Source organism: Rossellomorea oryzaecorticis (assembly GCF_045897515.1).
Lineage (GTDB): Bacteria > Bacillota > Bacilli > Bacillales > Bacillaceae_B > Rossellomorea > Rossellomorea enclensis.
In genome coordinates this window covers 51,742-78,390 of sequence record NZ_JBJOSA010000017.1, presented here as the reverse complement: position 1 = coordinate 78,390, position 26,649 = coordinate 51,742, and the positions used below count along the sequence as shown (strand labels likewise).

Annotated in this window: 32 protein-coding genes and 1 rRNA gene; 11 read left to right on the top strand and 22 right to left on the bottom strand. The window is 45.0% G+C overall.

The window, feature by feature from the left end; genetic code table 11:
- Together ACKA06_RS16955 and ACKA06_RS16950 are read right to left on the bottom strand one after the other, a co-directional pair.
- A 16S ribosomal RNA gene (locus tag ACKA06_RS16955) occupies nucleotides 1-60 on the bottom strand; the annotation flags it as partial.
- 274 nt (nucleotides 61-334) lie between these two features.
- Entirely contained in the window at nucleotides 335-1,207 is an 873-nt protein-coding gene (locus ACKA06_RS16950) for a nucleotidyltransferase-like protein (RefSeq protein ID WP_058296978.1), read from the bottom strand.
- A gap of 152 nt (nucleotides 1,208-1,359) precedes the next feature.
- On the opposite strand from ACKA06_RS16950, the gene ACKA06_RS16945 reads away from it, so the two are divergent.
- Nucleotides 1,360-1,707 (top strand): YgzB family protein, encoded by a 348-nt coding sequence (locus tag ACKA06_RS16945; RefSeq protein WP_032086322.1) that lies wholly within the window; start codon nucleotides 1,360-1,362, stop codon nucleotides 1,705-1,707.
- Nucleotides 1,708-1,969: 262 nt separating this feature from the next.
- On the opposite strand, the gene perR is transcribed toward ACKA06_RS16945, so the two are convergent.
- The 5 genes from perR to ACKA06_RS16920 all read right to left on the bottom strand — a co-directional run bounded on the left by perR (nucleotide 1,970) and on the right by ACKA06_RS16920 (nucleotide 5,468).
- Nucleotides 1,970-2,410 carry a peroxide-responsive transcriptional repressor PerR gene (gene perR, locus ACKA06_RS16940; RefSeq protein WP_098151171.1) on the bottom strand — a complete coding sequence of 147 codons (441 nt, stop codon included), beginning with the start codon at nucleotides 2,408-2,410 and terminating at the stop codon, nucleotides 1,970-1,972.
- 405 nt (nucleotides 2,411-2,815) lie between these two features.
- Nucleotides 2,816-3,364, bottom strand: a complete 549-nt coding sequence (locus ACKA06_RS16935) for a cob(I)yrinic acid a,c-diamide adenosyltransferase (RefSeq protein WP_032086320.1) — start codon at nucleotides 3,362-3,364, stop codon at nucleotides 2,816-2,818.
- 1 nt (nucleotide 3,365) lies between these two features.
- Nucleotides 3,366-4,319, bottom strand: a complete 954-nt coding sequence (locus ACKA06_RS16930; protein ID WP_411160235.1) for a D-2-hydroxyacid dehydrogenase — start codon at nucleotides 4,317-4,319, stop codon at nucleotides 3,366-3,368.
- Nucleotides 4,320-4,520: 201 nt separating this feature from the next.
- A complete protein-coding gene (gene bcp / locus ACKA06_RS16925) occupies nucleotides 4,521-4,991 on the bottom strand; it encodes a thioredoxin-dependent thiol peroxidase (RefSeq protein WP_411160234.1) in 471 nt (156 codons plus the stop codon).
- Nucleotides 4,992-5,066: 75 nt separating this feature from the next.
- Nucleotides 5,067-5,468 (bottom strand): ion channel, encoded by a 402-nt coding sequence (locus ACKA06_RS16920; RefSeq protein ID WP_032086317.1) that lies wholly within the window; start codon nucleotides 5,466-5,468, stop codon nucleotides 5,067-5,069.
- Between the two features lie 149 nt (nucleotides 5,469-5,617).
- Here ACKA06_RS16920 and ACKA06_RS16915 point away from each other — a divergent pair, with 149 nt between their 5' ends.
- Both ACKA06_RS16915 and ACKA06_RS16910 read left to right on the top strand, forming a co-directional pair.
- Entirely contained in the window at nucleotides 5,618-6,904 is a 1,287-nt protein-coding gene (locus tag ACKA06_RS16915; RefSeq protein ID WP_411160233.1) for a glutamate-1-semialdehyde 2,1-aminomutase, read from the top strand.
- Between the two features lie 730 nt (nucleotides 6,905-7,634).
- The gene (locus ACKA06_RS16910) at nucleotides 7,635-8,717 is read left to right on the top strand and encodes an FUSC family protein (protein WP_058296982.1); all 1,083 of its coding nucleotides are present in this window, start codon (nucleotides 7,635-7,637) and stop codon (nucleotides 8,715-8,717) included.
- Between the two features lie 42 nt (nucleotides 8,718-8,759).
- Here the strand turns inward: ACKA06_RS16910 and ACKA06_RS16905 are convergent, their stop codons facing one another.
- The 10 genes from ACKA06_RS16905 to fabL form a co-directional block, all read right to left on the bottom strand.
- Complete coding sequence (locus ACKA06_RS16905; protein ID WP_032086314.1) at nucleotides 8,760-9,656, bottom strand: ABC transporter permease; 897 nt, start codon at nucleotides 9,654-9,656, stop codon at nucleotides 8,760-8,762.
- A gap of 28 nt (nucleotides 9,657-9,684) precedes the next feature.
- Nucleotides 9,685-10,689 (bottom strand): ABC transporter permease, encoded by a 1,005-nt coding sequence (locus tag ACKA06_RS16900; RefSeq protein WP_032086313.1) that lies wholly within the window; start codon nucleotides 10,687-10,689, stop codon nucleotides 9,685-9,687.
- Between the two features lie 123 nt (nucleotides 10,690-10,812).
- Nucleotides 10,813-12,432 (bottom strand): ABC transporter substrate-binding protein, encoded by a 1,620-nt coding sequence (locus ACKA06_RS16895; protein ID WP_032086312.1) that lies wholly within the window; start codon nucleotides 12,430-12,432, stop codon nucleotides 10,813-10,815.
- 46 nt (nucleotides 12,433-12,478) lie between these two features.
- The gene (locus ACKA06_RS16890) at nucleotides 12,479-13,444 is read right to left on the bottom strand and encodes an ABC transporter ATP-binding protein (protein ID WP_058296983.1); all 966 of its coding nucleotides are present in this window, start codon (nucleotides 13,442-13,444) and stop codon (nucleotides 12,479-12,481) included.
- Nucleotides 13,419-14,435, bottom strand: coding sequence for an ABC transporter ATP-binding protein (locus tag ACKA06_RS16885; RefSeq protein ID WP_411160232.1), 1,017 nt, complete (start codon nucleotides 14,433-14,435; stop codon nucleotides 13,419-13,421). The genes ACKA06_RS16890 and ACKA06_RS16885 overlap by 26 nt, the downstream gene beginning before the upstream one ends.
- 331 nt (nucleotides 14,436-14,766) lie before the next feature.
- On the bottom strand, nucleotides 14,767-16,515 hold the full coding sequence (locus ACKA06_RS16880; RefSeq protein WP_232353838.1) for an ABC transporter ATP-binding protein: 1,749 nt from the start codon (nucleotides 16,513-16,515) through the stop codon (nucleotides 14,767-14,769).
- Between the two features lie 177 nt (nucleotides 16,516-16,692).
- Nucleotides 16,693-17,223, bottom strand: a complete 531-nt coding sequence (gene ntdP, locus ACKA06_RS16875) for a nucleoside tri-diphosphate phosphatase (RefSeq protein WP_032086309.1) — start codon at nucleotides 17,221-17,223, stop codon at nucleotides 16,693-16,695.
- A 431-nt stretch (nucleotides 17,224-17,654) separates the two neighbouring features.
- Nucleotides 17,655-17,915: a YgaB family protein gene (locus ACKA06_RS16870; RefSeq protein ID WP_032086340.1), complete on the bottom strand. Its 261-nt coding sequence runs from the start codon at nucleotides 17,913-17,915 to the stop codon at nucleotides 17,655-17,657.
- A 213-nt stretch (nucleotides 17,916-18,128) separates the two neighbouring features.
- Entirely contained in the window at nucleotides 18,129-18,320 is a 192-nt protein-coding gene (locus tag ACKA06_RS16865) for a gamma-type small acid-soluble spore protein (protein ID WP_032086307.1), read from the bottom strand.
- 87 nt (nucleotides 18,321-18,407) lie between these two features.
- Entirely contained in the window at nucleotides 18,408-19,151 is a 744-nt protein-coding gene (gene fabL, locus ACKA06_RS16860) for an enoyl-[acyl-carrier-protein] reductase FabL (protein ID WP_058296985.1), read from the bottom strand.
- 114 nt (nucleotides 19,152-19,265) lie between these two features.
- Between fabL and ACKA06_RS16855 the strand changes: the two genes are divergently transcribed.
- Nucleotides 19,266-19,490, top strand: coding sequence for a hypothetical protein (locus ACKA06_RS16855; RefSeq protein ID WP_032086305.1), 225 nt, complete (start codon nucleotides 19,266-19,268; stop codon nucleotides 19,488-19,490).
- 56 nt (nucleotides 19,491-19,546) lie between these two features.
- Here the strand turns inward: ACKA06_RS16855 and mutY are convergent, their stop codons facing one another.
- Entirely contained in the window at nucleotides 19,547-20,647 is a 1,101-nt protein-coding gene (mutY, locus tag ACKA06_RS16850; RefSeq protein ID WP_411160231.1) for an A/G-specific adenine glycosylase, read from the bottom strand.
- Between the two features lie 53 nt (nucleotides 20,648-20,700).
- Entirely contained in the window at nucleotides 20,701-21,009 is a 309-nt protein-coding gene (locus tag ACKA06_RS16845; protein WP_411160230.1) for a hypothetical protein, read from the bottom strand.
- A 74-nt stretch (nucleotides 21,010-21,083) separates the two neighbouring features.
- Here ACKA06_RS16845 and ACKA06_RS16840 point away from each other — a divergent pair, with 74 nt between their 5' ends.
- Complete coding sequence (locus ACKA06_RS16840) at nucleotides 21,084-22,070, top strand: metal-dependent hydrolase (protein WP_411160229.1); 987 nt, start codon at nucleotides 21,084-21,086, stop codon at nucleotides 22,068-22,070.
- Nucleotides 22,071-22,120: 50 nt separating this feature from the next.
- Here the strand turns inward: ACKA06_RS16840 and ACKA06_RS16835 are convergent, their stop codons facing one another.
- Nucleotides 22,121-22,399, bottom strand: coding sequence for a YfhJ family protein (locus tag ACKA06_RS16835; RefSeq protein ID WP_032086302.1), 279 nt, complete (start codon nucleotides 22,397-22,399; stop codon nucleotides 22,121-22,123).
- Between the two features lie 135 nt (nucleotides 22,400-22,534).
- On the opposite strand from ACKA06_RS16835, the gene ACKA06_RS16830 reads away from it, so the two are divergent.
- Both ACKA06_RS16830 and ACKA06_RS16825 read left to right on the top strand, forming a co-directional pair.
- The gene (locus ACKA06_RS16830; protein ID WP_032086301.1) at nucleotides 22,535-22,699 is read left to right on the top strand and encodes a small, acid-soluble spore protein K; all 165 of its coding nucleotides are present in this window, start codon (nucleotides 22,535-22,537) and stop codon (nucleotides 22,697-22,699) included.
- A 30-nt stretch (nucleotides 22,700-22,729) separates the two neighbouring features.
- Nucleotides 22,730-22,888 (top strand): YpzG family protein, encoded by a 159-nt coding sequence (locus ACKA06_RS16825; RefSeq protein WP_071620246.1) that lies wholly within the window; start codon nucleotides 22,730-22,732, stop codon nucleotides 22,886-22,888.
- 53 nt (nucleotides 22,889-22,941) lie between these two features.
- Here ACKA06_RS16825 and ACKA06_RS16820 read toward each other — a convergent pair whose 3' ends face one another.
- On the bottom strand, nucleotides 22,942-23,271 hold the full coding sequence (locus tag ACKA06_RS16820; protein ID WP_411160228.1) for a YfhH family protein: 330 nt from the start codon (nucleotides 23,269-23,271) through the stop codon (nucleotides 22,942-22,944).
- Nucleotides 23,272-23,588: 317 nt separating this feature from the next.
- Between ACKA06_RS16820 and ACKA06_RS16815 the strand changes: the two genes are divergently transcribed.
- The gene (locus tag ACKA06_RS16815; RefSeq protein WP_411160227.1) at nucleotides 23,589-24,260 is read left to right on the top strand and encodes an SDR family NAD(P)-dependent oxidoreductase; all 672 of its coding nucleotides are present in this window, start codon (nucleotides 23,589-23,591) and stop codon (nucleotides 24,258-24,260) included.
- Nucleotides 24,261-24,302: 42 nt separating this feature from the next.
- Here the strand turns inward: ACKA06_RS16815 and recX are convergent, their stop codons facing one another.
- The gene (gene recX / locus ACKA06_RS16810; protein WP_411160226.1) at nucleotides 24,303-25,106 is read right to left on the bottom strand and encodes a recombination regulator RecX; all 804 of its coding nucleotides are present in this window, start codon (nucleotides 25,104-25,106) and stop codon (nucleotides 24,303-24,305) included.
- Between the two features lie 90 nt (nucleotides 25,107-25,196).
- Between recX and ACKA06_RS16805 the strand changes: the two genes are divergently transcribed.
- From ACKA06_RS16805 to ACKA06_RS16795, 3 genes are all read left to right on the top strand, one after another.
- On the top strand, nucleotides 25,197-26,108 hold the full coding sequence (locus ACKA06_RS16805) for a TIGR01777 family oxidoreductase (RefSeq protein WP_411160225.1): 912 nt from the start codon (nucleotides 25,197-25,199) through the stop codon (nucleotides 26,106-26,108).
- 64 nt (nucleotides 26,109-26,172) lie between these two features.
- Nucleotides 26,173-26,298 (top strand): YfhE family protein, encoded by a 126-nt coding sequence (locus tag ACKA06_RS16800; RefSeq protein ID WP_074439932.1) that lies wholly within the window; start codon nucleotides 26,173-26,175, stop codon nucleotides 26,296-26,298.
- Nucleotides 26,299-26,411: 113 nt separating this feature from the next.
- Nucleotides 26,412-26,600 carry a YfhD family protein gene (locus ACKA06_RS16795; protein ID WP_032086296.1) on the top strand — a complete coding sequence of 63 codons (189 nt, stop codon included), beginning with the start codon at nucleotides 26,412-26,414 and terminating at the stop codon, nucleotides 26,598-26,600.
- Nucleotides 26,601-26,649 lie beyond the last annotated feature (49 nt).

Here is a 26,649-nt window from a genome sequence, read left to right as displayed (position 1 = left end):
TTGCATGTATTAGGCACGCCGCCAGCGTTCGTCCTGAGCCAGGATCAAACTCTCCGATAAAAGTTTGAATAGCTCTTGTTTGCAACGATTAAATCGTTGCGGTAAATCTAGAATTAACGTTGACGTATTGTCTTGTTTTGTTCAGTTTTCAAGGTTCAATTTGCTGCAAACTTCGTTTGAAGCGACTTTTTAATCTTATCAAGTTATCAACCTGATGTCAACAACTTTTTTATTTTTTCATGTCGCCACTGACCGTACTCGTTTGTCGTTCAGCAGCGACATTTACTAATATACCAAGGTTCTTTATTGGAGTCAATAAGAAAATGATATTTCGCTATAATTTTTTTGGAGCCCGGTAATAACGGTGGTAAACACCTTTGCCCTTTGTTTCTACATCTACTATTTCAACGAAGCCTTTATCCGTTAAATATTCGATCAGCATGCCAAGGTCAACTGAATAATGTCCCGCTTCTTCATGATTAAGCAATTCCTGAAAGCTCCATTGTTCTTTCTGTTCAAGGATATTAATCAAGTGCTCAGCTGCCACCTTCGTTCTTGAGTGGATCAGAAATTCACTGGCCAGGAACAGCAGTTCAAGCCTCTTATCGATTTCTTCCTCGCTGGTGACAAGTTCTTCGTAAAGCTTATATATTTCCGGTTCGATCTGCTTCACCTGATTCCAAACCGTGACTTCCGGGTGAAAACCATTTTCGATTACGGCAAGCCGGGCGAGATGGTGGAGGGAATGGACAATATGATTGTAGGCGTCAAGATAGTGCTTGGATTCAAAGAACACTTTGCCATCCATATATCGGCGGATCAATTTGGCGAATTCCATTCCCATTTTTATTTTTCTTCCGTAAAAGGGGAAGTCCCTCAGCTCGGTTTTGAGGTTTTGTACATATTCATTCCGGTCGAAAAGAATTTTTCCATTGAACAGCCAATCGATTACCTTCCGGTTGGACCCCAGAAGGATCCATTCTTTTAGCTTTTCCTCCGTAACGGTATGTAAGGCAGCCTTATGCTCCTTGTATGTGTAATGTTTAACGAATACAGGCTCTTCAGCTTCTTTTACAATAAGAAATAACACGATATCGAATGTATCGGTTACAGGACTGGATTTCTTGCTTTGTTCTATTAATAAGACACCTAATGTGTTTGGGTGACTGGTACGTTCCTGATAAATCGGTCGTAAAATGTCTTCCATTAAAAACTCCTCCACATCAATCATTGGTTGGTAACTATTTCGACATTGAAACAGGATTTCCTTCTCTTATTATAGTCATTTTTCGACAAATGGTTTTCCTGTCCACTAAAGTCCTTCAATTATGGTATAGTATTTTTCTAGGAGGGACAATCATGGCAAAGAATTATTCCAGTAAGATCAATAAAATCCGTACGTTTGCATTGAGCTTGATTTTCATCGGTTTCATTATTATGTATGTAGGTATATATTTCAAACAGCACCCTTGGGTCATGACCATTTTCATGCTGCTCGGTTTTCTTGCCATCATAGGCAGTACAGTGGTTTACTTCTGGATCGGGATGTTATCTACAAAGGCCGTCCAGGTCAAATGTCCGAATTGCGGCAAGGTCACAAAGGTCCTCGGCCGGGTGGACATGTGTATGTACTGTAATGAACCGCTTACTCTCGACCCTGACTTAGAGGGCGAAGAATTTAATGAAGATTATAATAAAAAGAAATGACACATCAAAAACAAGGACCTTCCGAATGGAGGTCTTTTTGTTTTACAAAGCTCTTTTCGCATACTTTTTTGCTATACAGACAAGAAAATACCGGAACTTGGGTATTTTAGGGTTGTCCGTCCGTCTCTAGTTTAAACTTGAGTTCGAAAAGAGCACGTCTACAAGCTGCATTCAGGTTACAAGTCTATTTACGGAAAGCAACAATCTTTTAGAAAACAGCCTTACAAAAGAAAAAATGGCTCCCGGGCGGGGAACCATTTCTTTAGTGAGTTTCTTTTGTAGAGCATTCCGTACAGGTACCGTAGATTTCCATACGGTGATTGTTGACTTTAAAACCCGTCACATGAGAAGCGAGCTGCTCTACTTCATCCAATCCCGGATAGTGGAAGTCTACGATCTTACCGCATCCATCACAGATGACATGATAGTGATCTGTCGTGACAAAGTCGAAGCGGCTTGAAGCATCTCCGTATGTCAGTTCTTTCACCAGACCCACTTCCCTGAAGACCCGCAGGTTGTTATATACAGTGGCCACACTCATATTAGGGAATTTCCCTTCGAGTGCCTTATATATGTCATCAGCTGTAGGATGAGCCATTGAATCGATTAGAAACTCTAAAATCGCATGACGTTGAGGCGTGATACGGACTCCGGTTTCTTTCAATGTTGCAATTGCTTCTTTCAATTGTCCTTCTTCTAACATCGCCATGCACCTCTTTTCATAAGAATTATTATTTTATAATCTTTATAAATAGTGTACTAATCAGGACAACCTTTTGTCAATCTTTCACCTCAGCGCATACTTAAAAATAACGTTTATTTTTTAAACACAGCTATTGATTTCCGTGCAAGACCTCGCTTTCGGAGGGCGGTTGGGGAGCCTCCTCTCCTTATTCAAGGATAGGAACTGTCCAGCTTCAGGGCTTAGAGGCACATGTCATAAGCCAAACCGCCCAAGAAGGCAAAGTGCGCCTTCCAGGCCGATTCATCTTATGCCACACGCCTCTGAGCAAAGCCCTTCCGCATTTCAGTTAGGAGTCTTCGTCTTGCACTCCATTCAACCGCTGAAGTGGCTTTGTATAACCGTATATGAAGCCCTTAAAATCATTTACTGATGCAGATTCTTTTCCTCTTCCCCCAGCTGTTGATTGATGTATCTGGCTGCCACAAATAAGAAATCGGAAAGCCGGTTGAGGTATGACAATACTAAAGGGTTCACATCTTCCCCTATTCCTACGGCTTCGCGCTCTGCTCTTCTTACAATGGTTCGGGCAGAGTGCAGTGCCGCTCCTGCAGGATGGCCGCCGGGCAGTATGAAGTTTTTCAACGGCGTAAGTGTTCCATCAAGAAAATCGATTTGTTCTTCAAGCTCCTTTATATCTGAATCTTCAAGCTTCCACTTCACTTCTTTCCCGGATGGTGTCGCAAGTTCAGCCCCCACATGAAAGAGGGCTGTCTGAATTTTGTGGAAGAACCCTTCAAACTTTTCTTTTCCATCGAAATACTCTGCTTTTAAATAGCTTAACCCGAGTCCGATCATTGAATTCGCTTCGTCACAAGTTCCGTAGGCCTCAACACGCTGGTCTTTTTTTGATACACGTGAACCGTATACCAGTGAAGTTGTCCCCTTATCGCCCGATTTCGTATATATTTTCATCTTAGTAACCCCTCTCTGTATCGATCACATTCATCATTTCTTCACTTCTATTATTACTATATGCTTTTAAATTCTTTTTAAAAATTTCAAGTGCTCTGGGCATATACATCTTTGTGATGCTGGAAAGATGCGGTGTCACCGAAATGCCTTCTTCCTTCCAGAATGGGTGAGCTGAAGGCAGCGGCTCCCGCTCGAATACATCAAGGAAGATATGGCCGATCTTCTTTGTTTTCACCGCTTCCAGCAGCACGGATTCTTCAACCAGGTCACCCCTGCCGATATTGATGAATACCGCTGTATCCTTCATTTTATCAAAATGCTCCGTTTTGAGGGTGTACTTTGTATCGTCTGTGCTCGGCAGTACTGCTACAAGATAGTCTGCGTGCGGAAGATATTCCTTATAAGTTCTGAGTGTAAACATCTGATCAAAGTGTTCCACCATTTTACCGGTTGAATTCACCCCGGCTGTCTTCATGTTGAAGGCTTTTGCCAGTCTGGCAATTTCACTTCCGATGGCGCCTGCCCCTAAAACAAGCAGAGAGGCACCATACAGTTCAGATGTTGGAAGCCGTCTGCTCCATACTCCCTCTTCCTCTTGCTTTAGTACGGACCCCAGCTGTTTGGCATGCTGAAGCATCAATCCTAATGTGAATTCAGCCATCGGCACCTTATGTATACCCCTTGCGTTTGTGACCAGGATGTCTTTTTTCCTGATTGCTTCAAACGGCATTTTCTCCAGCCCCGCAGAAGTAACCATGATCCACTTCAGGCTTCTTGCACGTTCAATATGCCGGTCAGTCAAATCCTCACCCATCGTGACGATGATTTCTGCGTCAGGTAATGCTTCTTCAGCATTGCTGATCTTTTTTAAAAAAGAAAATTCAGCACCAGGAAAGTGATTCCTCAAATCGTTTACGAACTCTTCCTTAGGCTGAAACGTAAATATCACTTTCATCCTTTTCCCTCCCATACCTATTGAAGATAGTTTATCATAATTCCGAATCTTCTATAAAAAAAAGAGGACCGATCTTGATCGGTCCTTACACGGATGAGACTGACTTATTTGAGGAGGTTGCCCTAATCTTACTATATGTCCCTTTCATTCAAGTGAATGGACAAAAGCCTCATCCTTTATAAAATAGGCTTAAAAATAGGCTTATGAGAGATTTTCTTCTATATATTTCAGCGCTTCCTCAACATGCCCCTTCACCCTGACTTTTCTCCATTCTTTTGCCATATTTCCTTCTTTATCGATAATGAAAGTGGAACGCTCGATCCCCATATATTCCTTACCGAAGTTTTTCTTCAGCTTCCAGACGCCGTATTCTTCAGCAACTTTATGATCTTCATCCACCAGTAATAAAAATGGCAGACCATGTTTCTCCACGAACTTTTCATGCTTCTCAACCGGGTCCGGGCTAACGCCTAGGATCACCGCATCAAGTTTATCAAAATTTTCATGCTGATCCCTGAAGTCACAAGCCTCCGTGGTGCACCCAGGCGTCATGTCTTTCGGGTAGAAATAAAGCACTACATTTTTGCCCCTGTAATCAGAGAGTTTCACTTTTTCACCATTACTGGCCGTCAATTCAAACTGGGGTGCTTTCTGTCCTGTTTCAACCGTCATTTCCTGATCCCTCCATTTTTCATGATTCTAACGTTAGCGTACCCAATGGGAGGGAAAAACTCAAATCATAAGGAATCACTTTTCATAATTCATAAATGATTTCACAACGAAAGCAGCCGGAATCGTAAATCCGAGCCATGATTCAATTAGCGCGATACCCCTGCCTATGCCGACAGGGGTCACATCCCCGTAGCCGACTGAAAATAAGGTAATCCCGCTGAAGTACATCGTTGTAAAGAAGTGATCAAAAAAGTCCCCGGTAACAGGCCGTCCATTTTCCACCAGGATTTGCACCCCTTCAAGCTGCAGCAGGGTAAACAGGAGTCCAAATCCGAGCATAATGGTCACATAGCACATGCCCAGAAAGAAAAAATGATGAAAGGATACATAGTGGACCTTCCACCTGGAAGGATAGAATAACGCTCTTAAACTCATGATCATACAGATCAGAATCATGAAAGCCATCAAATAGATCATCAAGATTCCCACTTTCAAAGCTTGTCTCTGTATATGTACGCTTTTGACATTGATTTCATTCCGAAGTCCAGATCTAATTTGCTAAAAAGCTCGCGCCCATACTACAATAGAAAAGGTAAGTTGACAGGAATAATCCAGGAGGTAATCCAATGAATTTTACTCAATCAGAATCATTACATAAAGAAGCTCTGGAACATATCGTAGGAGGGGTGAACAGCCCTTCCCGCTCTTATAAGGCAGTGGGCGGAGGCTCCCCTGTTGCCATGGAAAGAGGAAAAGGTGCTTATTTCTGGGACGTGGACGGAAATAAATACATCGATTATCTGGCAGCATACGGCCCCATCATCACCGGGCATGCACACCCTCATATAACAGAAGCAATCAAGACAGCTGCTGAAAACGGGGTGCTCTACGGGACGCCTACCCGCCACGAAGTGAAGTTTGCGAAGATGATCAAAGAAGCGATGCCTTATATGGATAAAGTGCGTTTCGTCAACTCAGGTACTGAAGCCGTGATGACGACCATCCGTGTGGCCCGCGCGTATACAGGAAAAGATAAAATCATCAAATTTGCCGGCTGCTATCACGGTCATTCCGACCTGGTGCTTGTTGCAGCGGGTTCAGGCCCTTCAACGCTTGGAACACCAGATTCTGCGGGGGTGCCTAAGAGCATCGCACAGGAAGTCATTACGGTCCCTTTCAATGATATCGAGCCGTTCAGGGAAGCCATGGAAAAATGGGGAGATCAAATAGCAGGGGTACTGGTTGAGCCGATCGTAGGGAATTTCGGCATTGTCGAGCCGAAAGAAGGATTCCTCGAGCAGGTCAATGAGATCGCCCACGCCGCCGGCAGTCTCGTCATTTATGATGAAGTCATCACTGCTTTCCGCTTTATGTACGGCGGTGCCCAGGATATGCTTAAGGTACAGCCGGATCTCACGGCGCTTGGAAAGATCATCGGGGGAGGCCTGCCGATCGGTGCTTACGGCGGCAAGCTTGAAATCATGGAACAGGTTGCACCGCTCGGGCCTGCATACCAGGCTGGTACGATGGCAGGAAATCCTGCTTCCATCCTATCAGGGATCGCCTGCCTTGAGGTTCTTAAACAAGATGGCGTTTACGAGAAGCTCGATGCACTTGGTGCGAAGCTTGAAGAAGGAATACTGGCCGCAGCCGAAAAACATAATACACCGATTTCAGTCAACCGCCTGAAAGGTGCACTCACTCTTTATTTCACAAAAGAAAAAGTTGAAAACTACGAGCAGGCCGAAGCCACAGACGGAGAAATGTTCGCCAAATTCTTCAAGCTTATGCTGAACCAGGGCATCAACCTCGCCCCATCCAAATACGAAGCATGGTTCCTCACAACAGAGCACACCGAACAAGACATCAAAACAACACTGGAAGCAGTAGACAAAGCATTTGCCCAGCTGTAATATACTATTTTCAATTTCCCCCCGCTTCATATTTGAAGCGGGGATTTTCTTTTAATAATGGAGGTTTATTTAAAATACTAATTATGTGCCTTTTAGTAATGTGAATGGATACTAGCGAATTTGACTCCTGCGGGTGATCGAGGAAGGGATAAGAGATGTCCAGCTCCGGGGCTAGGGGCTCGAGGTCATAAGTCAAACAAACCAAGCGCCTTTCCGGCTTGTTTGCCTTATGCTTGCCGCCTCTGAAAGAGCCGCCTTTGCTTTTCTGACACACAGACGGGACGTTGAGGAGGTTCAGCTTCGTTTTAGCACTTCAATTCGGGAATTTTTTGGATAATCTTTCAATTTTGGCCGGGAATCTTTCGAAAACTCGACTTATTCTTTCGTTTCCGGGCCGAAATCTTCGAAATCCGACCATTAATCTTCGAATTTTGAAAATAATTCCGTCACTTACCAAAAACATCCAAAACATAGCGAACAATACCCCTACTTCCAACCCTGCGAAAAGCGAAGTCTCCCACCGAAATCAACTGCGGCATTTTCAAATGGAATATTCCTAATATCATGTAAACCCTGCCATTCCCAATAAACTAATCCCCCGTTTAACCCCTGTCGAATAAGGTAATAAAATTGTATAAAACTATTTTCATTTGCCTATTGCTATTGCTTGAAAATGCCTGTATAGTACAGTATTGTTTATCAAAAGTCACTCAAGAAAGGACCTGTTTGCATGAAACTTGGTGCCCGCATCCTTAAAACGGGAATCGCGATCGTCATTGCCTTGCTTGTTTCACAGATGTTAGGCATTCCATCTCCAGTATTCGCAGGGATTGCAGCGATATTTGCTGTTCAGCCGACCATTTACCGCTCTTATTTAACTATTATCGAACAAATCCAGGCAAACCTGATTGGAGCCGGAACGGCCGTCATATTCGTTCTTTTATTCGGAAGCAATCCGCTTGTAGTCGGATTCGCTGCCATTGTAGCCATTGCCATCATACTTAAACTTAAATTGGAAAAAACGATCGGCCTGGCATTGGTGACGTTGATTGCCATCATGGAAGTCACCGATCAGGCATTCATCCAGTTTGCACTTATACGTTTTTCAACGATCATGATCGGGGTTTTCTCCTCGTTCCTTGTGAACCTGGTGTTCATCCCGCCTAAATACGAAACCAAGCTGTATCATAGAATTGCAGACTCAAGTGAAGAGATTTTAAAATGGATCAGATTGAGCATGAGGCATGCGACTGAATTCCACTTGCTGAAAAAAGACCTTGAACGGATGAAAGAAAAATTGATCAAGGTCGACCAACTTTATCTTCTTTATAAGGAAGAAAGGGATTATTTCAAGAAGAACACGATTTCCAAAAGCCGTAAGCTCGTCATTTACAGGCAGATGATATCGACGGCCAACAGAAGCTTCGATATCCTGAAGAGGATAAACCGCTATGAAAATGAAATCCTGCAATTGCCCGATGAACTTAAGAACAGCATTAAAGGACAGCTCGACTGCCTCCTGACTTATCATGAACAGCTGCTGCTGAAATTCATCGGCAAGATGCATCCCCATACAGATTCTGAAGCCTATCAGGATGTATGCCTGCACCGAAAAGAGCTGCTGAAAAGGATGCTGACTGAAATCCAGAACAACAGCGAAAATGAAAATGTCCAGAACTTCCATATGCTTCATATCTTCTCGGCCATTTTTCTTTATGATGAGCATCTTGAGCACCTCGAAAAGCTGATCACAAGCTTTCAGTCTTACCATACAGAAGAAAACGAAGTGGAAATCCGTGAAGAAGAAGAATAAAAAAGATCGTCCATCCCCACAGGGAGCGGACGATCTTTTTTATTAGTTCTTCATCTTCGGATCGAGTGCGTCACGCAGCCCGTCTCCCATCAGGTTGAACCCGAGAACCGTCAGCATGATGGCCAGACCCGGGAAGATCATGGTCCACGGAGCCTGGAGCATGAACATCCGGGCATCAGCAAGCATTTTGCCCCATTCCGGAGTCGGTGCCTGCGCACCGAGACCAAGGAAGCCAAGAGCGGCAGCTTCAATGATGGCGGTGGCGATCGCCAGTGTCCCCTGGACGATGATCGGAGCCATACTGTTAGGAAGCACATGGCTGAAAAGGATACGGCTGTCCTTCATACCAATCGCTTTTGCAGCCATGACGTATTCTTCCTGTTTAACACTCAGCACCCTCGAACGGATCAAACGTCCAAAGTTCGGGATATTGATGATCGCGATGGCGATAAGTGCATTTCGAAGAGAAGGTCCAAGAGCTGCTACTACTGCGATTGCAAGCAGGATACTCGGAAAGGCAAGCATGATATCGAAAAACCGGGAAATGATTGTATCCACCCATCTTCCGTAATATCCAGCCACGATCCCAAGCAGACTTCCAACTACCGCGGACCCGATAACCGCGAAGAAACCGACCGTTAATGAAATTCTCGCCCCATGGATGATTCTCGACAGGATATCACGTCCAAAGTCATCCGTTCCCAGCCAGTTCTCTGAAGAAGGGGCTTGCAGCCTTTTGGATAAATCCTGGTCATTGATTCCCTCTGGGGCAATGGCAGGAGCTGCGATGGCGAGTATGACGAAAAACAGGACGATACAAAAACCTGCCAGGGCAATCTTATTTTTCACAAAGCTCTTCCATGCTTCTTTCCAGGGAGACACCGTTTCTTCCTGGAGAGAAGGGTTCATCTCTTTTTGCGGTTCTGCTATTTCTGACATGAGAGTTCACCTCTTTCTTCTGTCGATGTTAGTTGTATTTAATACGCGGATCTACGGCCGCATACAGTAAATCTACGATTAGGTTGATTGTTACGAAGATGGTGGCGACGACGAGAATGCCGGATTGAATCACAGGATAATCTCGGTATCCGATGGCTTCATAAATATAGCGTCCGATGCCCGGCCATCCGAATATGGTCTCAGTCAGTATGGCACCGCCCAGGAGAAGCCCCATCTGGAGTCCAATGACAGTCAAAACCGGAATGATTGCATTCTTCAGGGAGTGCTTGTACACAACCCAGAACATTTTCAATCCTTTTGCACGTGCGGTACGGATATAATCGGAACGCATGACTTCAAGCATGCTTGAACGTGTCATCCGGGCAATGATTGCCATTGGAATGGTGGCTAACGCAACTCCCGGAAGGATGAGATGCTTGATTACTTCTCCCATCTGCTTGAAATCACCCTGGATGAGTGTGTCTATCAAATACAGGTTCGTAATCGAATCAATCGGGTTCCGTATGTTTTCCCTTCCGGTTGTAGGAAGCCAGTCCAGCTGAATTCCGAATATCCACTGCTCCATCAAACCAAGCCAGAAAATAGGCAGGGATACACCTATCAAGGCCAAGATCATAGCGGTATAGTCAAACCATGAATTCTGGAACCACGCACTGATGATCCCTGCATTCACCCCGATTACCACTGCAATGATGATCGCCACAAGGGCAAGTTCGAAAGTCGCAGCCAAATACGGCCAGATCTCTGATGACACTTCTACCTTGGTCCGCAGTGATTCTCCCAGGTCGCCTGTCAGCAGTCCCCCCAGATAGTTGAAATACTGTACATACCATGGGTTATCGAGTCCAAGCTGCATCCTCAGCGCTTCTACCGCTTCCTTTGTGGCCTGCTGCCCGAGGATGACCTGTGCTGGATCCCCAGGTATCGCACGGATAATGAAAAATACGATCAGGGTCATCCCGAGTAAGACGGGAATCAATTGAAGCAGTCTTCGTATGGTGTATTGAAACATCTTGTTCACCTCTCTGAATGGAGATTCTATAATACTGTGAAGTTCGTTCATTTAATCTTGCCGGGCTCTGCCCCACTATGTATAAACGGGGGAGATGATATCTCCCCCGTCCTCCGCTACTGATTATTGTTCGATATCAACTGCGCCTAACCAGTCGGAACCAGTTGGATGCGGCTTGAAGTTTTTGATTGCTGCACTTCCTGCAAGTAATGGCGTAGAGTGAGCAAGAGGTACCCATGGAGCATCTTCGTGAATGATTTCCTGGGCCTTTTTGTAAAGCTCTTCACGTTTTGCCTGGTCGACTTCTGTCTGCGCATCGATCAGGATTTTGTGAAGTTCATCATTACTGTAGTAAGAGTAGTTGTTGCTTCCGATATTGTCTTTATCAAGTAACACATAAAGGAAGTTATCAGCATCACCATTATCGCCAGTCCAGCCAAGCAAGAATGCATCAGCTTCCCCTTTACTTGCTTTATCAAGGTAAGTTGCCCACTCATAAGAAACGATGTTGGCTTTGATTCCTACTTCAGCGAGATCAGCCTGAATGGCTTCTGCCACTTTTTGACCATCCGGCATGTAAGGACGCGGAACAGGCATTGCCCACAGTTCCATTTCGAATCCTTTTTCGTGACCTGCTTCTGCAAGAAGTTCTTTTGCTTTTTCAGGGTTGTACTCATAGCCTTCGATATCATCGTTGTAGCCAGCGATTACTGGAGGCATAGGGTTTTTCGCAACATCCGCTTTACCTTCGAAGAAGGCATCTACGATCTCTTGCTTGTTGATTGCGTAGTTGATTGCCTGACGTACTTTAGGATCGTCAAACGGCTTGCGGGTAGATGTTAGACCTAAGTATCCAACGTTCATTGACGGACGTTCGAATAATTGTAATTGATCATTGCCTTCAACCTGAGAGGCATCACTTGGATTCACACCATCTGCAAGATCGATCTCACCTGAAATCAATGCATTCAGACGAGCAGAGTTTTCAGGGATTGATTTGAATACCACTTGATCAAGTTTAGGAAGATCTTTGTTCCAGTAGTCTTCATTCTTTTCAAGGACGATCTTGTCATTACGTTTCCACTCAACAAACTTGAATGGGCCTGTACCTGCATCTGTCGGTGCTTCGCCAAGTTTGTCACCCAATTCGTCAATTGCTTTAGGGCTGACGATAGCGAAAGGACTCATCGCGATATTTTTTAAGAATGGAGCTTGAGGACGCTTCAGAACGAATTCAACCGTCTTATCGTCTACAGCCTTCACTTCTTTGATTACGTGACCTTCATCACCTTTGAAGCCTCCGAACATTGAGCTGTAATATGGGAATGTATCAGCGTTCCCGTTCATCCAGCGCTCAAAGTTCTTCACTACTGCATCTGCATTGAAGTCGGTACCGTCCTGGAACTTGACCCCTTCACGAAGTGTGAATGTATAAGTCAGTCCATCGTCAGATACCTTCCATTCCTCTGCAAGTCCAGGATTTGGTTCAGTATCCTGCTCACCGAATTTCACTAACGTTTCAAAAATATTCTTCGTTACCTTGAATGATTCACCGTCTGTTACAGTACCCGGGTCAAGAGCTACTGAGTCTCCCCCGCGTCCGAAGATCAATACTTTCGGATCTCCGCTATCTTTACTGTCGCTGCCTTCTCCTGAAGAACCTTCAGAACCTCCGCATCCGTAAAGTACGGATGACAGGACCAAGATGAGCAGCAATAAAACTGACCAGCCTTTCTTCCTCAATGAAATCCCCTCCTGAATAATGTTTATATATTATGAGGCTTGCCGCCTAATAAAGATGGCAAGCTACATAATGCCCTGGTTGGTGTTCCTTGAATTCCGGCACCTTCTCTTTACATACATCCGTTGCGAAAGGGCAGCGGGTATGGAAGGTGCATCCGCTCGGCGGATTGGAAGGACTCGGGATATCCCCCTGCAGAAGCTGTGTTTCCCTCTTGAAGTCCGGATCTGGTATCGGGACCGCTGAGAGAAGAGCCTGGGTGTAAGGATGCAGAGGCTCCTCGTATAAGTTCTCACTATCGCTGAGCTCTACCATTTTCCCTAAATACATGACTCCCACTCTATCGCTTATATGCCGGACCACACCCAGATCATGCGCAATGAAAATATAGGTGAGTTCGAACTCTTTTTGCAAATCCTGCATCAGATTTAAAACCTGGGACTGGATTGATACGTCTAATGCCGAGACAGGTTCATCCGCAATGATCAGCTTGGGCTTCGTCATGAGCGCACGGGCAATCCCGATCCGCTGCCTCTGCCCGCCGCTGAATTGGTGCGGATAGCGTTTTGCATGATAACTGCTCAGACCGACGATATTCAAGAGTTCATGCACTCTTTCTCTTCTTTCCTTGGCAGATCCCATCCCGTGTACTTTAAGGGGCTCTTCCAAAATCTTTTCAACCGTATGTCTCGGGTTCAAGGAAGCATACGGATCCTGAAAGACCATTTGGATTTCCCTTCTGATCTTTCTCATCTCCGAGTTTGATAGACTCGTAAGCTCCCTGTCTTCGAAAGTGACCTTCCCCTCGGAAGGGTCGATCAGTCTCATCAGCATCCTGCCGGTGGTGGATTTACCACATCCGCTTTCACCGACGATCCCGAGCGTCTCCCCTTTGTTCACGGTAAAAGAGACGCCGTCTACTGCCTTGACGGAGCTGACAGGCCGTCCAAGAATTCCGCCTGTTATCGGGAAATGTTTTTTAAGATTCTCAACTTTCAGCAATGGTTCCGTCATAAACTCCCTCCTCTGTTTCATCGAACAGGAAGCACCTTGTGCAATGTCCTGGTGTCGTTTCATATAATTCCGGCGTCTCTACAAGACAGCGGTCGAAAGCATAGTCGCAGCGTGCGGCAAACCGGCATCCACGCTTGATCGAACCTGGCTTTGGAACATTCCCCTGGATCGAATGGAGCCGCTGCTGTTTAACCCGCATATCGGGGACAGACTGGATGAGCCCCTTCGTATAAGGATGCTGTGGGTTTTTAAAGATTTCTTCCACTGTTCCTTCTTCAACCACTTTACCTGAGTACATGACGACGATTCTCTCACACGTCTCTGCAACGACTCCCAGGTCGTGGGTGATCAGAAGCACTGCCGTATTCAATTCCTTGTTCAGCTTTTTCATCAGCTTAAGGATCTGTGCCTGTATGGTCACATCGAGTGCTGTGGTAGGTTCATCTGCGATCAGCACTTTTGGGTCGCATATCATGGCCATGGCGATCATGACCCTTTGCCTCATCCCACCGGATAACTGGTGCGGATATTCCTTGATCAGTTCATCAGCGCGAGGTAGGCCGACCAACTTCATGATTTCGACTGCCTTATCCCTGGCTGCTTTCTTTGTCGCTTTTGTATGTATGCGTATTGCTTCAGTCAATTGATCTCCTATTGTAAATACAGGGTTCAGCGATGTCATTGGTTCCTGGAAGATCATCGCGATGTCATTCCCCCGGATATCCCTCATCCGTTTTCCAGAAGCTTTTGTCAGATCTTCATCCTTGTAAAGGATCTTGCCGCCTGTAATTTTCCCCGGCGGACTGGGCACCAGCCCCATGATTGAAAGGGATGTGACACTTTTACCGCATCCGCTCTCTCCGACCACTCCCAGGATTTCACCTTCATTTACATGAAAACTAACGCCATCGACTGCAGGAACTTCTCCGTCATCGGTAAAAAAGGAGGTCCTTAGATCTTCTACAGTTAGTAAAGGACGTGCTTGACTCATTCAAATCCTCCCCTTGAAACAATTCTCTCTTTTCTCAATTATGGTACTTTTCTAAATTTTTATATGATTCTTATTATACAAGATGTTACAAATGTTGCAATCTATTTTCAGAATTTTCTTCTTTCCCTATTTTTTCGTCTATGTTTCCTAATCCATTTCAATATATGTCCAAAAACCCGATTCATTCCTCCCATAGTTTTTAGCAGAGTAAAGAAGCGTCCGGTCCATTTATAGGAGATGATTGGTATTTCCATAAAAATATTTGTTACTTTTCTCCCAAACACAAAAAACCGCCCCTCACTGCTCTCTGCAGCGAAGGACGGGCCTTCAATCATTGATCTAATTGTTGAACCTGGAACAGCTTATAATAATGTCCCTGTCTTTCCATCAATTCCTGATGGGAGCCCATCTCGGCAATTTCTCCATATTCCATGTGGATGATCCTGTCGGCATGGGTGATAGTGGATAAACGGTGAGCCACAATGAATGTGGTTCGATCTTTAGCCAATTCTTCCAATGCTTCCTGAATCAGATGCTCACTCTCAAGATCGAGGGCAGATGTTGCTTCATCAAGGATAAGGATGGGAGGATTTTTCAAGAAGACCCTTGCAATGGCGACTCTCTGTTTCTGGCCGCCGGAAAGCTTCACTCCTCTTTCCCCTACCCGTGTATCATACCCTTGAGGGAGTTTCATGATGAAATCATGGGCATTTGCCGCCTTTGCCGCTTTGATGACATCTTCATCACTTGCTTCCGGGTTCCCGAATTTAATATTCATTTTCACAGATTCACTGAAAAGGATATTATCCTGGAGGACCATTCCGATCTTATCCCGGAGAGACCTGACCTCGAATCTTCTGATATCTGTACCGTCCAGACGGATTTCCCCTTTGGTCACATCGTAGAAGCGCGGGATCAAGCTGACAAGGGAGGATTTCCCCCCTCCGCTCATCCCGACAAGTGCTACGGTTTCCCCGGAGTGGATATCCAGGTTGAGGTTTCTCAGCACCTCTTCTTCCTGCGGGTCGTATTGGAAAGATACATTCCTGAACTGAATATTCCCTTCGACATTCCGGCACGGAACCGCACCCGGCTCATCGTCAACATCATATTTTTCATCCATGAATTCGAAAACCCTGTCCATGGATGCGATTGATTGTGTAAGGGTCGTCGATGAATTCACCAGCCTTCTCAGCGGATTATATAACCGATCGATGTAGGCAATGAACGCTGCCATTGTCCCTATCGTCAAATCACCTTCGATTACCTGCAGACCAGCGTATCCGATGATGATCAGCGGAGAAATATCCGTAATCGTGTTCACAACCGCGAAAGCTTTTGCATTCCAACTCGTTTGCTTCAACGCTTTTGAAAGGAAGTTGCTGTTCTGTCCTTCGAATTGCTTTTGTTCGTAATCTTCCACTGCAAAACTCTTGATGACGGACATCCCCTGCACCCGTTCATGTAAATGGCTTTGCACTTCTGCAAGCGCCTGGGAGCGCTCCCTGGTCAGTCCGCGCAGCCTGCCGAAGAAATAACGCACGGAAAATGCGTAGAAAGGAAAGGCAATCAATGAAACCAGGGTCAGCTTCACGTCCATGGTGAACATGATGGCCAGCGCAATAATAATGGTTGCTGCATCCAGCCAAAGATTCATCAATCCCGTGATGACAAAATTCTTTGTCTGCTCGACATCATTAATCACTCTCGAGATCACTTCTCCCGCACGAGTATTGGAGTAATATTTAAAACTCAATTTCTGAATGTGTGAAAACAGCGTATCCCTTAAATCAAAAAGGATTTTATTCCCGGTCCACTGTGCAAAGTATTGTCTGTAATACTCCACCGGGGGCCTAATGATAAGGAACAGGACGAGCATGACGCCCATGACCGTCAATAATGTATTTGTTTTTTCCTGAGTTGATAAGGTCCCATTGCCCACGATATCATCAATGACATATTTAATGAGAATAGGGATTAGCAAAGGAATCGCAAACTTTATGATGCCTATGATAAGTGTACCTATGATCTGCCAGCGGTAAGGCTTAACAAATTGCAGGTAACGTTTAATACTATCCAAGTCAAAGCTCCTTTCTGGATATATGCCTGTGTTTCGTTCTCTGAAGTAAAACCCAATGAAAAAGGGATGACCCGTAAGGAACATTACTTTCCTTTTCTCCAGTTGCCTGTGCAGGAAGAGAAAAGGAGGCTCCTTGCCGGGTCAGCCCTTCGTAAACTATACTGTTGTTCAGGTTGGTTACCCCCTGTGTGTCAAATAGCGTTCATACCAGATGTCGATAAAGTCAGGCGCAAAAGGACCTTTCCTCTGCCGGATCCACCGTACAAGCTTGTCTACATTCCTCTTCAGGATGTGATCGATCACATCCGGGTAACCGTACAATTTTCGATGAGCCTCGTATTCATCCTCATCAAGCAAGGTATACGTCATATCCGGAAACACTTTGATATCCAGATCATAATCAATGTACTTGATTGCTTCATGGTCGTATACGAATGGTGAACTTAAATTACAATAATAATAAATCCCGTCCTCACGGATCATACAAATAATGTTAAACCATAGTTCAGAATGAAAATAACAGATTGCCGGTTCCCGCGTCATCCATGTCCTGCCGTCGGATTCCGTGACGAGTGTCCGGTCGTTTCCACCGATGATGATGTTGTTCGTGCCTTTTAAAACAGTTGTTTCGTTCCATATCCGGTGGATGTTTCCATCGTGCTTATAACTATGTATTTGTACAGATCGCCCTTCAGTGGGAACAGCCATTGTATCCCCTTCTTTCCTAACAAATTCCATGTATATAAGTGTTTATTCTATCATTATAACGTTTCCCTCGTAAATTTAAAACAAAAGGGCTGTCTTTAAGGAAATTCTCCTTTAAAGATGGCCCGTTTCAAGAAACTTGTATCGATTTTGTTTTGGTCAGGACAAGTACAATATTGATTATCCTTCTGTACACCGCATTTGATTGCCGTGCAAGACTTCGCTTTCCGCGGGTGACCGTGAGCCTCCTGGCATTCTCGCAGCAAACCCTGTCCAGTTCCAGGGCTTAGAGGCAGATGTCATAAGCCTCTCTTCAAAGCCCTTCCGCTTTTCTGTCAGAAGTCTTCGTCTTGCCACTCCAATCAACTGCTGGAGAGCAGCCGGGCCATTTATCCTCATCCTTAATCCTTTGAAATAAAATTTTTGAAAATGAATTATGTCGTGACTTCTTTGTATTCTTCCTGATAGGAGCGGATGACGTCGTCGGTTTGTTCCTGGAAGATGCGGTGGATTTCTTTGAGTTCTCTTTTCTTTTGAAAGATTTCGGTTTTCAGTGATTGTACCTTTGTGAGTTCCTGCAATTCGATCAGTTCATTTTCAAGTTTCTGGCACCGCTCTATTTCTGCCTGAAGAAACAACAGCTTATCCATTGTCGCCAACTGTTCGGATACTAATTGATTAAATCTTTGCTGCATCAACCTACCATCCCTTCTAAAACAAGTTCTATCCTAAACATTCTCCTCATGCCCGCCAAACCCTTTGACTACATCTGTCATAATCGCACCTCTTTTGTCGATTGCCTAAAAGCATGGAGGGACGGGCCATTAGCAGACTAAAGGCCCGTCCCTCCATGCTTTAACGTGAAAAAGCACCCGCTGAGACAGCGGGTGCAGCCTGATCAAAGCCGATTAGCGTTGTTGACCAGAGTTTTGACCTTTTTTAGCTTGAGATTGAGCGTTTTGTTGACGCACCTCTTGAGCGTTTGTTTCAGAAGCGAACTCAGTACCGTATTGTTGCTGAGCAGCTCCAGCTTGAGCGTTTTGTTGTTTCACGTGTTGAACGCTAGTACCAGATTGAGTTTTGTTTGGTTGTTTTGCCATTGTAATCACCTCCACGCTAATTAAGATAACCAGGCGTGAGGGAGACTATCCAAAAAATATGAGGAAAAACATTCCATAAATGGGCCTTTAAACAAGCAGTGAACGTCCTCCGTCCACGATGATCGTTTGCCCCCTGATCATCGATGAATCATCTGAAACAAGGAACAGAACGGACTTCACAAGATCCTCGATTTCCACCATTCGTCCAGCAGGTGTATTTTTACGTGCATCCTCAAGAAGTTCTTCACGATTCGGGAAATGTTTGAGTGCATCCGTATCAATCGCTCCTCCGGAAACAGCATTGACGATGATGTTCTTTGGAGCAAGCTCTACAGCCAGGTAACGTGTCAGTGCTTCGACCGCTGCTTTCGAGACACCCACCGTCGTGTAGTTATCAAGGTAACGGATGGAACCCAATGAGCTGATGCTGACGATTCTTCCGCCTTTATCCATCAGTTTCGCTGCTTCCTGGGCACAGAACAATAGCGCTTTGCTATTGATGTTCATCGTCCAGTCCCAATGTGACTCTTCAAGCTCCATTACAGGCCTGAGTACTCCTGAGGCCGCATTGCTGACCAGGACATCGAGACGCCCGAATTCTTCTTTAATCTGTTCGAACATCGATTTGATTTTATCCACATCCCCGACATTCGCACGGACGACAAACGCTTTCCGTCCCAATTTCTCCACTTCTTCTGCTGTTTCCAGCGCTCCCTTTTTACTTCGTGCATAGTTTACGACGATGTCGTATCCCTGCTGTGCCAGTTGAATGGCGATTTCTCTGCCGAGGCCCCTGCTGCTTCCTGTCACCAATGCTACTTTTTCACTCACTATAATCATCCTTTCAATTCATTTTCCATATCAAGCAAATGTTTTTTAAAGCATAATCAGCCGCTACTTATTGAAAACTAAGAGAGTTAACAAAAGAAAGGGAGGTCTGATCGTATGTATGTCGGACGGGATATGACGGAGCTGTCCATGCTTCCTAAAAGTGAATGGAAGAAAAGCGAACTAGCCTACTTCCATCATTCACTACAACAAATAGTACCCTATTTGAACACAGAAGGACAATCTATTCATCGGGAAATCGTTGAAGAGATTGAAAACAGGGGTGGATTGAACCGGGGCGAAGCGGACTATACGCATGGAACAAAAACGATTTACGATTAGAAAGTCCTAAGGCCCGTCCCTCGATGCTTTAAAGCGCAGAAGGACGGGCCTTGGGTTTAGTTCTTTATGAGTTTCGTTTCTTTCCATATTTTTTGATGAGAGACCGGGAATGCGTATTTTTCCAGCTCCTGTTCAGTTACGGCTATCAGCTCAGTCTCATTTAGTGCACTGCTTTCCACGCTGCCTGCATATACTTCAATATCCCATATGATATGTGAAAATACATGCTGTATCTTGGTGATGACGCCAGCTTTCAATGAAGCGTCCACTTTATAATCAGCTTCCAGCCTTTCTTCCAGCTGTTTCCTGCCGCTCCTTGAAGTGCTCACCTCGAAATTCGGGAATTCCCACAGGTTCGCGAGCAGTCCTGTTCCCGGCCGTTTATGGATGACAACCCGGTCATCTTCAGTGAAGATCACTGCGGCGGCCATATTAAGTTTGCGTGCGGCTTTCTTTTTTGATTTAACTGGAAGTTCTTCCTGAACACCCTCATCGAACGCACGGCAATGTTCACGTACTGGACACAACAGGCAAGAAGGTGATGTCGGTGTACATATCAATGCTCCCAGCTCCATCAATGCCTGGTTGAAATAAGAGGGATTTTCTTTTGAAATAAGGGCTCTTACAGCTTCTTCAAAGACTTTTCTAGACGATGGTTTTGCGATATCAAGCCAGATTGAAAGGATTCTCGAAAACACCCGCATGACATTCCCGTCCACTGCAGGCTCCGGCTTGCCATAGGCTATGCTGAGGATGGCTCCTGCCGTATAAGGACCGACTCCTTTTAGTGAAGAGATCTCTTTTGGTGTATCCGGAACGATCCCTCCATATTGTTCATGCACTTCCTTTACGGCTGATTGCAAATTCCTGACCCGGGAATAGTAACCAAGTCCTTCCCACGCCTTCAGTACTTCATCTTCTTCCGCAAGGGCAAGCGCATCCAATGTAGGAAATTTTTCAAGGAATCGGTTAAAATAGGGAATGACAGTATCCACTCTAGTCTGCTGAAGCATGATTTCCGACACCCACACTTTATATGGATCACGATCCCTTCTCCACGGCAGATTGCGCTGTTCTCTTGAAAACCAGGAGATTAAATCTTTCTGAAAATCCTCACGTTCAATGGTCTCTAAGTATTTTAACGGTTGTTCTTTCAATTTGTACCTCCAAAGATGTTAGATGTTGCGGTGAATAGGGAATAAATAATATATTATGAACTTTTTTTCAGCCCGATGCATTTCATTTCTTTCAACCCGCCGCTGATGCAGTCATCCAGCAATCCAAATAATAAATGACCACGGGATGTACGCAAACGTCTGAGAGCATGAAAATGCGCCTCTGTCGGTACAGTGAATGTCTCAATGTATCGATAAGTGTCCGCATCTGATTTTTCCCAGCGGATATCCATTGCGTCATACTGCGGCAGGGACTTCAGGATGTTTCTCATGATCTGCAGGTATTGTTGATGGAGACTTTGCTTGATTTCATATTCAAGATAAATTTGTAATGATTTTTTCATTTGAAATAAACTCCTTTTAACCATATCATGAAGGGCAGCGAAAACAAACGAATTCAGTCAAGGGAGGACTTTTTTTGGATACAGGTACTCATATCGTTATGGGATTTGCCCTTGGAGGCTTGGCCACGCTTGATCCGGCAGTTGCCGAAAGCAGCGCCACTTCTGCGAGCGTCCTTATAGCTGCGGTCATTGGTTCTCAGATCCCTGACATCGATACTGTGTTGAAACTGCGGAACAATGCTGTCTACATCCGGCATCACCGTGGGATCACACATAGTATCCCGGCCGTTTTGCTGTGGCCCCTCCTTATCGTCGGATGCATCTACCCTTTTTTTCCTGAAGCAAATCTGCTTCATTTATGGATTTGGACATTTATTGCGGTTTTCCTGCATGTATTTGTCGACATATTCAACGCATACGGCACACAGGCCCTGAGGCCGATATCGTCGAAATGGGTCGCTTTGGGTGTGATCAACACTTTTGACCTGCCAATTTTTATCATCCATGTCTTCGGACTTGGCCTGTGGGGGCTTGGTTTTCCACCTGGCAGGACTTTCCTTGTGATGTATATTGTCATTTTCGCCTATTATGTCCTCAGGTTTCAGGTACAAAAAGCCGTCAAGAACGCTGTGAAAAGAAGGATACCGGAAGCCGAAAAGATCATCGTTTCCCCGACTCTTCGCTTCTTTCAATGGAGGCTGGCGGTGGTGACGAAGGATAAATATTATGTCGCAAGGGCATTCAGGCGTTCGATTACGATTTTTGACGAATTCAATCGGATTCCTGTTCCGGATCTGCCGGTCATCACAGCTGCGAAAAAGGATAAAAACCTTGCAGCGTTCTTATCCTTCTCCCCTGTTTACCGATGGGAAGTGGATGAATACGACGATCATTATGAAGTGTGCTTCATCGATCTCCGTTATCGCAATAACGGGCATTATCCTTTCGTCGCACTTGTACAGCTCGACAAAGACATGAACGTCGTCAGCTCTTATACAGGCTGGGTCTTCAGCGAGGAAAAACTCCGTAAAAAGGTAGACATCGACATTTTGATTGATTAACGAGTCAAAGGACAGTCCTTCATTATTTTAAAGGACTGTCCTTCATTATTTTAATGCGTTAAACCTCCGTCTTTACTTTCATGATCAAGAAGGTGTTTGTATTTCGGATTCCTGGCGGCGAATTCATGGATACGGGCACCATAGTTCGTAATCCATTGGCGCACCACTTTTTCGGTCATTTCTTTTCCTTGATATTCATAGCCTGCTTTTGCATAGGTCGTTTCAAAATCCTCCCATACAAGTTCAACCCAGGTTCTTGCCTTCTCATATGAAAGCTCTTCATTTTTTTCGAGTAACAATTCAGTGAGTTCGTGGAATGTCGACTCCATTTCATCTCCTCCTTTTCCATTTGTTTTTATGATAAAGTACAGCGTTCAAACCATACTATTAGTACGTGGCCAAGCTTAGTGGAAGCCTTTGCTTTTTCACGGTGTGAAAGTATAAAACCTTTTAGGAGGCAGATTATGCGTAATAAAACAACAGGATTCCCGAACATGAACAATAATAAGTTCGAAGGGGAGCCGAGAGCGAAAGCTGAATATGCATCCAAAAGGGCCAATGGCACCATCAATACCCATCCTCAAGAACGCATGGCGTCTTCAGGAAAAAGAAAGCAAGACTCAATTTAACGAAGTTCACTTTTTTAGGGGGTAGTCACGATGGGAAACATGAAAAATAATTTCAACCGAAATAAGTACAGCAGTCCATTTAACAAGGCATTCTATAATCCGAAGCATGCCCACTCACAGGCAAATGGACAAACCACGCAAACCCAGAATATGATCATTCTGGAAGCTGAAACACGTAAGCGTTCATAACCTGTCAAGACCCGTCACTCATCGCTTCAAGCGGCGGGAGACGGGTCTTGATTTTATTTTTTGTCAGATTTCAACAGGGAAATCGGCAGGGCCTCTTCCTTTCCATCTCCACCCAAACGGTAACCCCAGGCAAATACTCCGTTCAGATAGTAAATCTTAAAGAAGACACCGGGATCCCCTTCAATCGGGTAAATGCCGCCGGGCTCATAGTCGTCAGGGTTCTTCAGATATGCCTGCGCCATGAGCGCTTTGCGTTCAAGTACTGCGAATTCATTGACGATTCCCAGCTGCTCTGCTTTTCTTGCCTTTTCTTTCAGGTTTGCGATTTCCTGCTGCAATTCATGCTGTGACATTTCGCTGTATCTTCTTTCTTGCTGTTCCATGTTCTCATCACCTCTACTACTGATTAGTATAGATAAAATGATACAATAAGGAAAGTGGATAGGCTGATTTGATTAATCACGCAGTTGATTTCCGTGCAAGTCTTCGCTTTCCGAGGGTGACCCGTGAGCCTCCTTCAGATTCCTGAGGGATCCACTGTCCAGCTGCAGGGCTTAAAGGCACATGTCATAAGCCTCTGACCAAAGCCCTTCGGCTTTTCTGATAGGAGTCTTCGTCTTGCACTCCAATCACCTGCTTGAGCCGGTAAACAGCCATCATAATAACATAAATAAATCAGAATCAGAAAGGACGATCCATCATGAAAAAAGCGATCATCACAGGCGGCGGCACCGGTCTTGGGAAAGAACTGGGAAAGCTGCTTTCAAAGGACTTTCATATCGTTCTGCTTGGACGTACGAAGGAAAAGCTTGAAGAAGCTGCAGGGGAAATAAGAAAGGCTGGCGGCGAGGTGTCCTATGCGGTTCTTGATGTACGTTCACCACTTGAAATTGAACAGGTTTGCTCCACAAAACTCCTTCAAGACGACCTTGGACTGTTGATACATAATGCAGGAGTCGGCTATTTTGGTCCATTTTCAAACACTGGTGATGATGAACTGGAGGCCATGTTTGAAACCAATGTACTCGGACCTATCCGTATAACAAAAGCACTTCTGCCGCAATTGGAAGAGGTGGGAACGACTGTTATCAATATCATCTCCACTGCCGGGCTGAGAGGCAAGAAGAATGAATCGCTTTATGTGGCGAGCAAATTCGCACTGAGAGGGTTCGGTGAGAGCCTTCAAAAGGAATATGAAGATTCGAACCTGAGGGTCGTCAATACCTATATGGGCGGGATGAATACACCTTTCTGGGATGAAAGTGACCATATCAGCGACCGCTCTCGATTGCGCTCTCCGGTTGAAATTGCGGAAATCATCGTGGAAAAATACAAATCGAATGATGAAATCACCATTGAGTCAAAAAAGTGAACGTAAAAAAGTCGAGGGCCCCCTCGACTTTTCTTCCGTTTTCTATTCCTCTTCTTTTAACACTTCCAGGAGACGTTCGATCTTTTCGATCGCGAATCCTTTCCGGTACAAGGTCTGTTTCATTCTATGTTCATACTCATAGCCCTCATATTTGGACGACAGCCTTCTGTGAGCTTTCTGTCCCTGGTGATAAAGGGCATCCCACTGTTCGTCCGTATCGCGATCTGTATCGATTGTCTCCCAAACGATTTTCATCACTGCGCCGGGATAGCCTTTGCGCTGCAGGTTCTGTTCGATTTTCTGTTTGGCGATCATAAATGAATCTTTCCTGTACTTCTTCATGAGCTTTTCTGAAATGGTTGCTGCTTTGTCCACCTGCATTTCAAACGTAAAAGCATCGAGTGCCTCTTCAATATATGGATCATCGACACCTTTCCGGTATAATTCCCCTCTTATCCAGCCCGGGCCTTTGTCAGAAGTATTGATCTGGGTCCCTGTGAAAGCCTTCGCGAATTCTAAATCATCAATATACTTCATATCCTTTAGTTTATGGATGACTTCCCCGATAATGGCTCCGTCTAACTCACTGTCCTTCAAATGATCGCGGATTTCTTTTTCTGTCCTCATTCTGTAGGACAAAAAGTGAATCGCCTTGTTCAATGCTTTTTTTACATCATCGTCATATTGCACTTCAGAGATTTCCAGCTCATCCACTTCAAGCCCTTTTCTCAGGCCGAATTTAGCTAGCACCACTTCATCAACGCTGAACGCATACTTGCCGTCTATAAATAAGTTATACCTTTCATCATTTTTCACTTGCTTCGTAATTTTCGTAATGACACCCATATTTTCCACCTCCTTCTTACTGTAACACATCCGAATATGTTTTTAATTCTGCAAATAGGTAAAATAATAACTATAACTGGAGGGATAATCATGAAAATTGCCATTACCGGAGGAACGGGGTTTGTCGGGCAGGCAGTGACCCGTGAGCTGCTGGACCACAATCATGAAGTTGTCATATTGACAAGGAGCCCTGAAAAATATGAAAAAAGACGGGGAGTCACTTATGTGAAATGGCTGACAGACGACTCTCATCCACAGGATGGACTTGAAGGTACAGAAGTTTTCATCAATCTTGCGGGTGAATCGATCAACAGCGGCAGATGGACCGATGAACGGAAGAAGCGGATCATAAACAGCCGTATTACATCGACGCAGGAAGTCATCAGTATCATGAAGAATCTGACGGATCCGCCTTCCTGTCTGATCAATGCAAGCGCAATCGGATTCTATCCTTCTTCTACAGAAAACACGTACACGGAAGCGTCTGCTGAGAAAGCAGATGATTTTCTCGGGGAAACGGTTCAAATATGGGAAAATGAAGCTTCGAAAGCTGAAAAAGCAGGTTTCAGGGTCGTCTATACCCGATTTGGCATCATTCTCGGCGAAGAAGATGGCGCCCTTCCCCGCATGGCCCTTCCCTATAAATTATTTGCAGGAGGCACGGTTTTACCGGGTAATCAGTGGATGTCCTGGGTTCATATTGACGATGTTGCGAGGGCGCTGCGCTTTTCTGCTGAAAACGGGGAGATCTCTGGCCCGGTAAATGTTACGGCCCCCACACCGCTCAGAATGAAAGAATTCGGGATCACTCTTGGAAGTGTATTGGGGAGGCCCCACTGGATACCGGTCCCTCCATTTGCACTGAAGATTGCCATGGGTGAAATGAGCCAGCTTGTATTGGAAGGCCAGAAAGTGCTGCCGAGCGTCCTTTCAGAGAACGGCTTTCAATTCGAATATCCTGAACTTGAAAGCGCCCTCGTCAATATTTATCATTCGAAATAGGTATGCCCCCTTCTTTTCAAGGTAAAAATAAATACTAAATCTTGAAAGAAGGGAAGTACATAGAATGGATAATAAACGTAAAAAAGACAAAGACAGATCAAAACTGTCAAGTATGCAGGAAGTCACTTATTCGAAGGAATTCAAAAGAGCTGACCGTGCAGCGGGATTCAGCCCCAAACGTCATACGTAAGCAAATATTACCTAACTAAAAGTCCCTCTTTTGATAAACAATAAAGGTACAAGTTCACTTCAAAGTGATGCTTGTACCTTTGTTTTTAACCTGACAAAAAGGGGATGTTTGTATTGGGCAGATCTCGAGGACATAAAAAACACGATAAAAACCAAAACAGCCTTCCACAGACGCCGGCTGCGTTAAAGTCAGACGGTGTGGACGAAGAGTTCTCAAGGGAGCTTGCCGATCAGGCTGATATGGAAGCACAGGCCCGCGCTAACGCTGCGAACCAGCGTGCACGTGTAAAGAAAAACCAATAGCAGCCCCTCACGGTTAAAATCAGTGGCGTGAGGAATTCAAAAGAAGCCG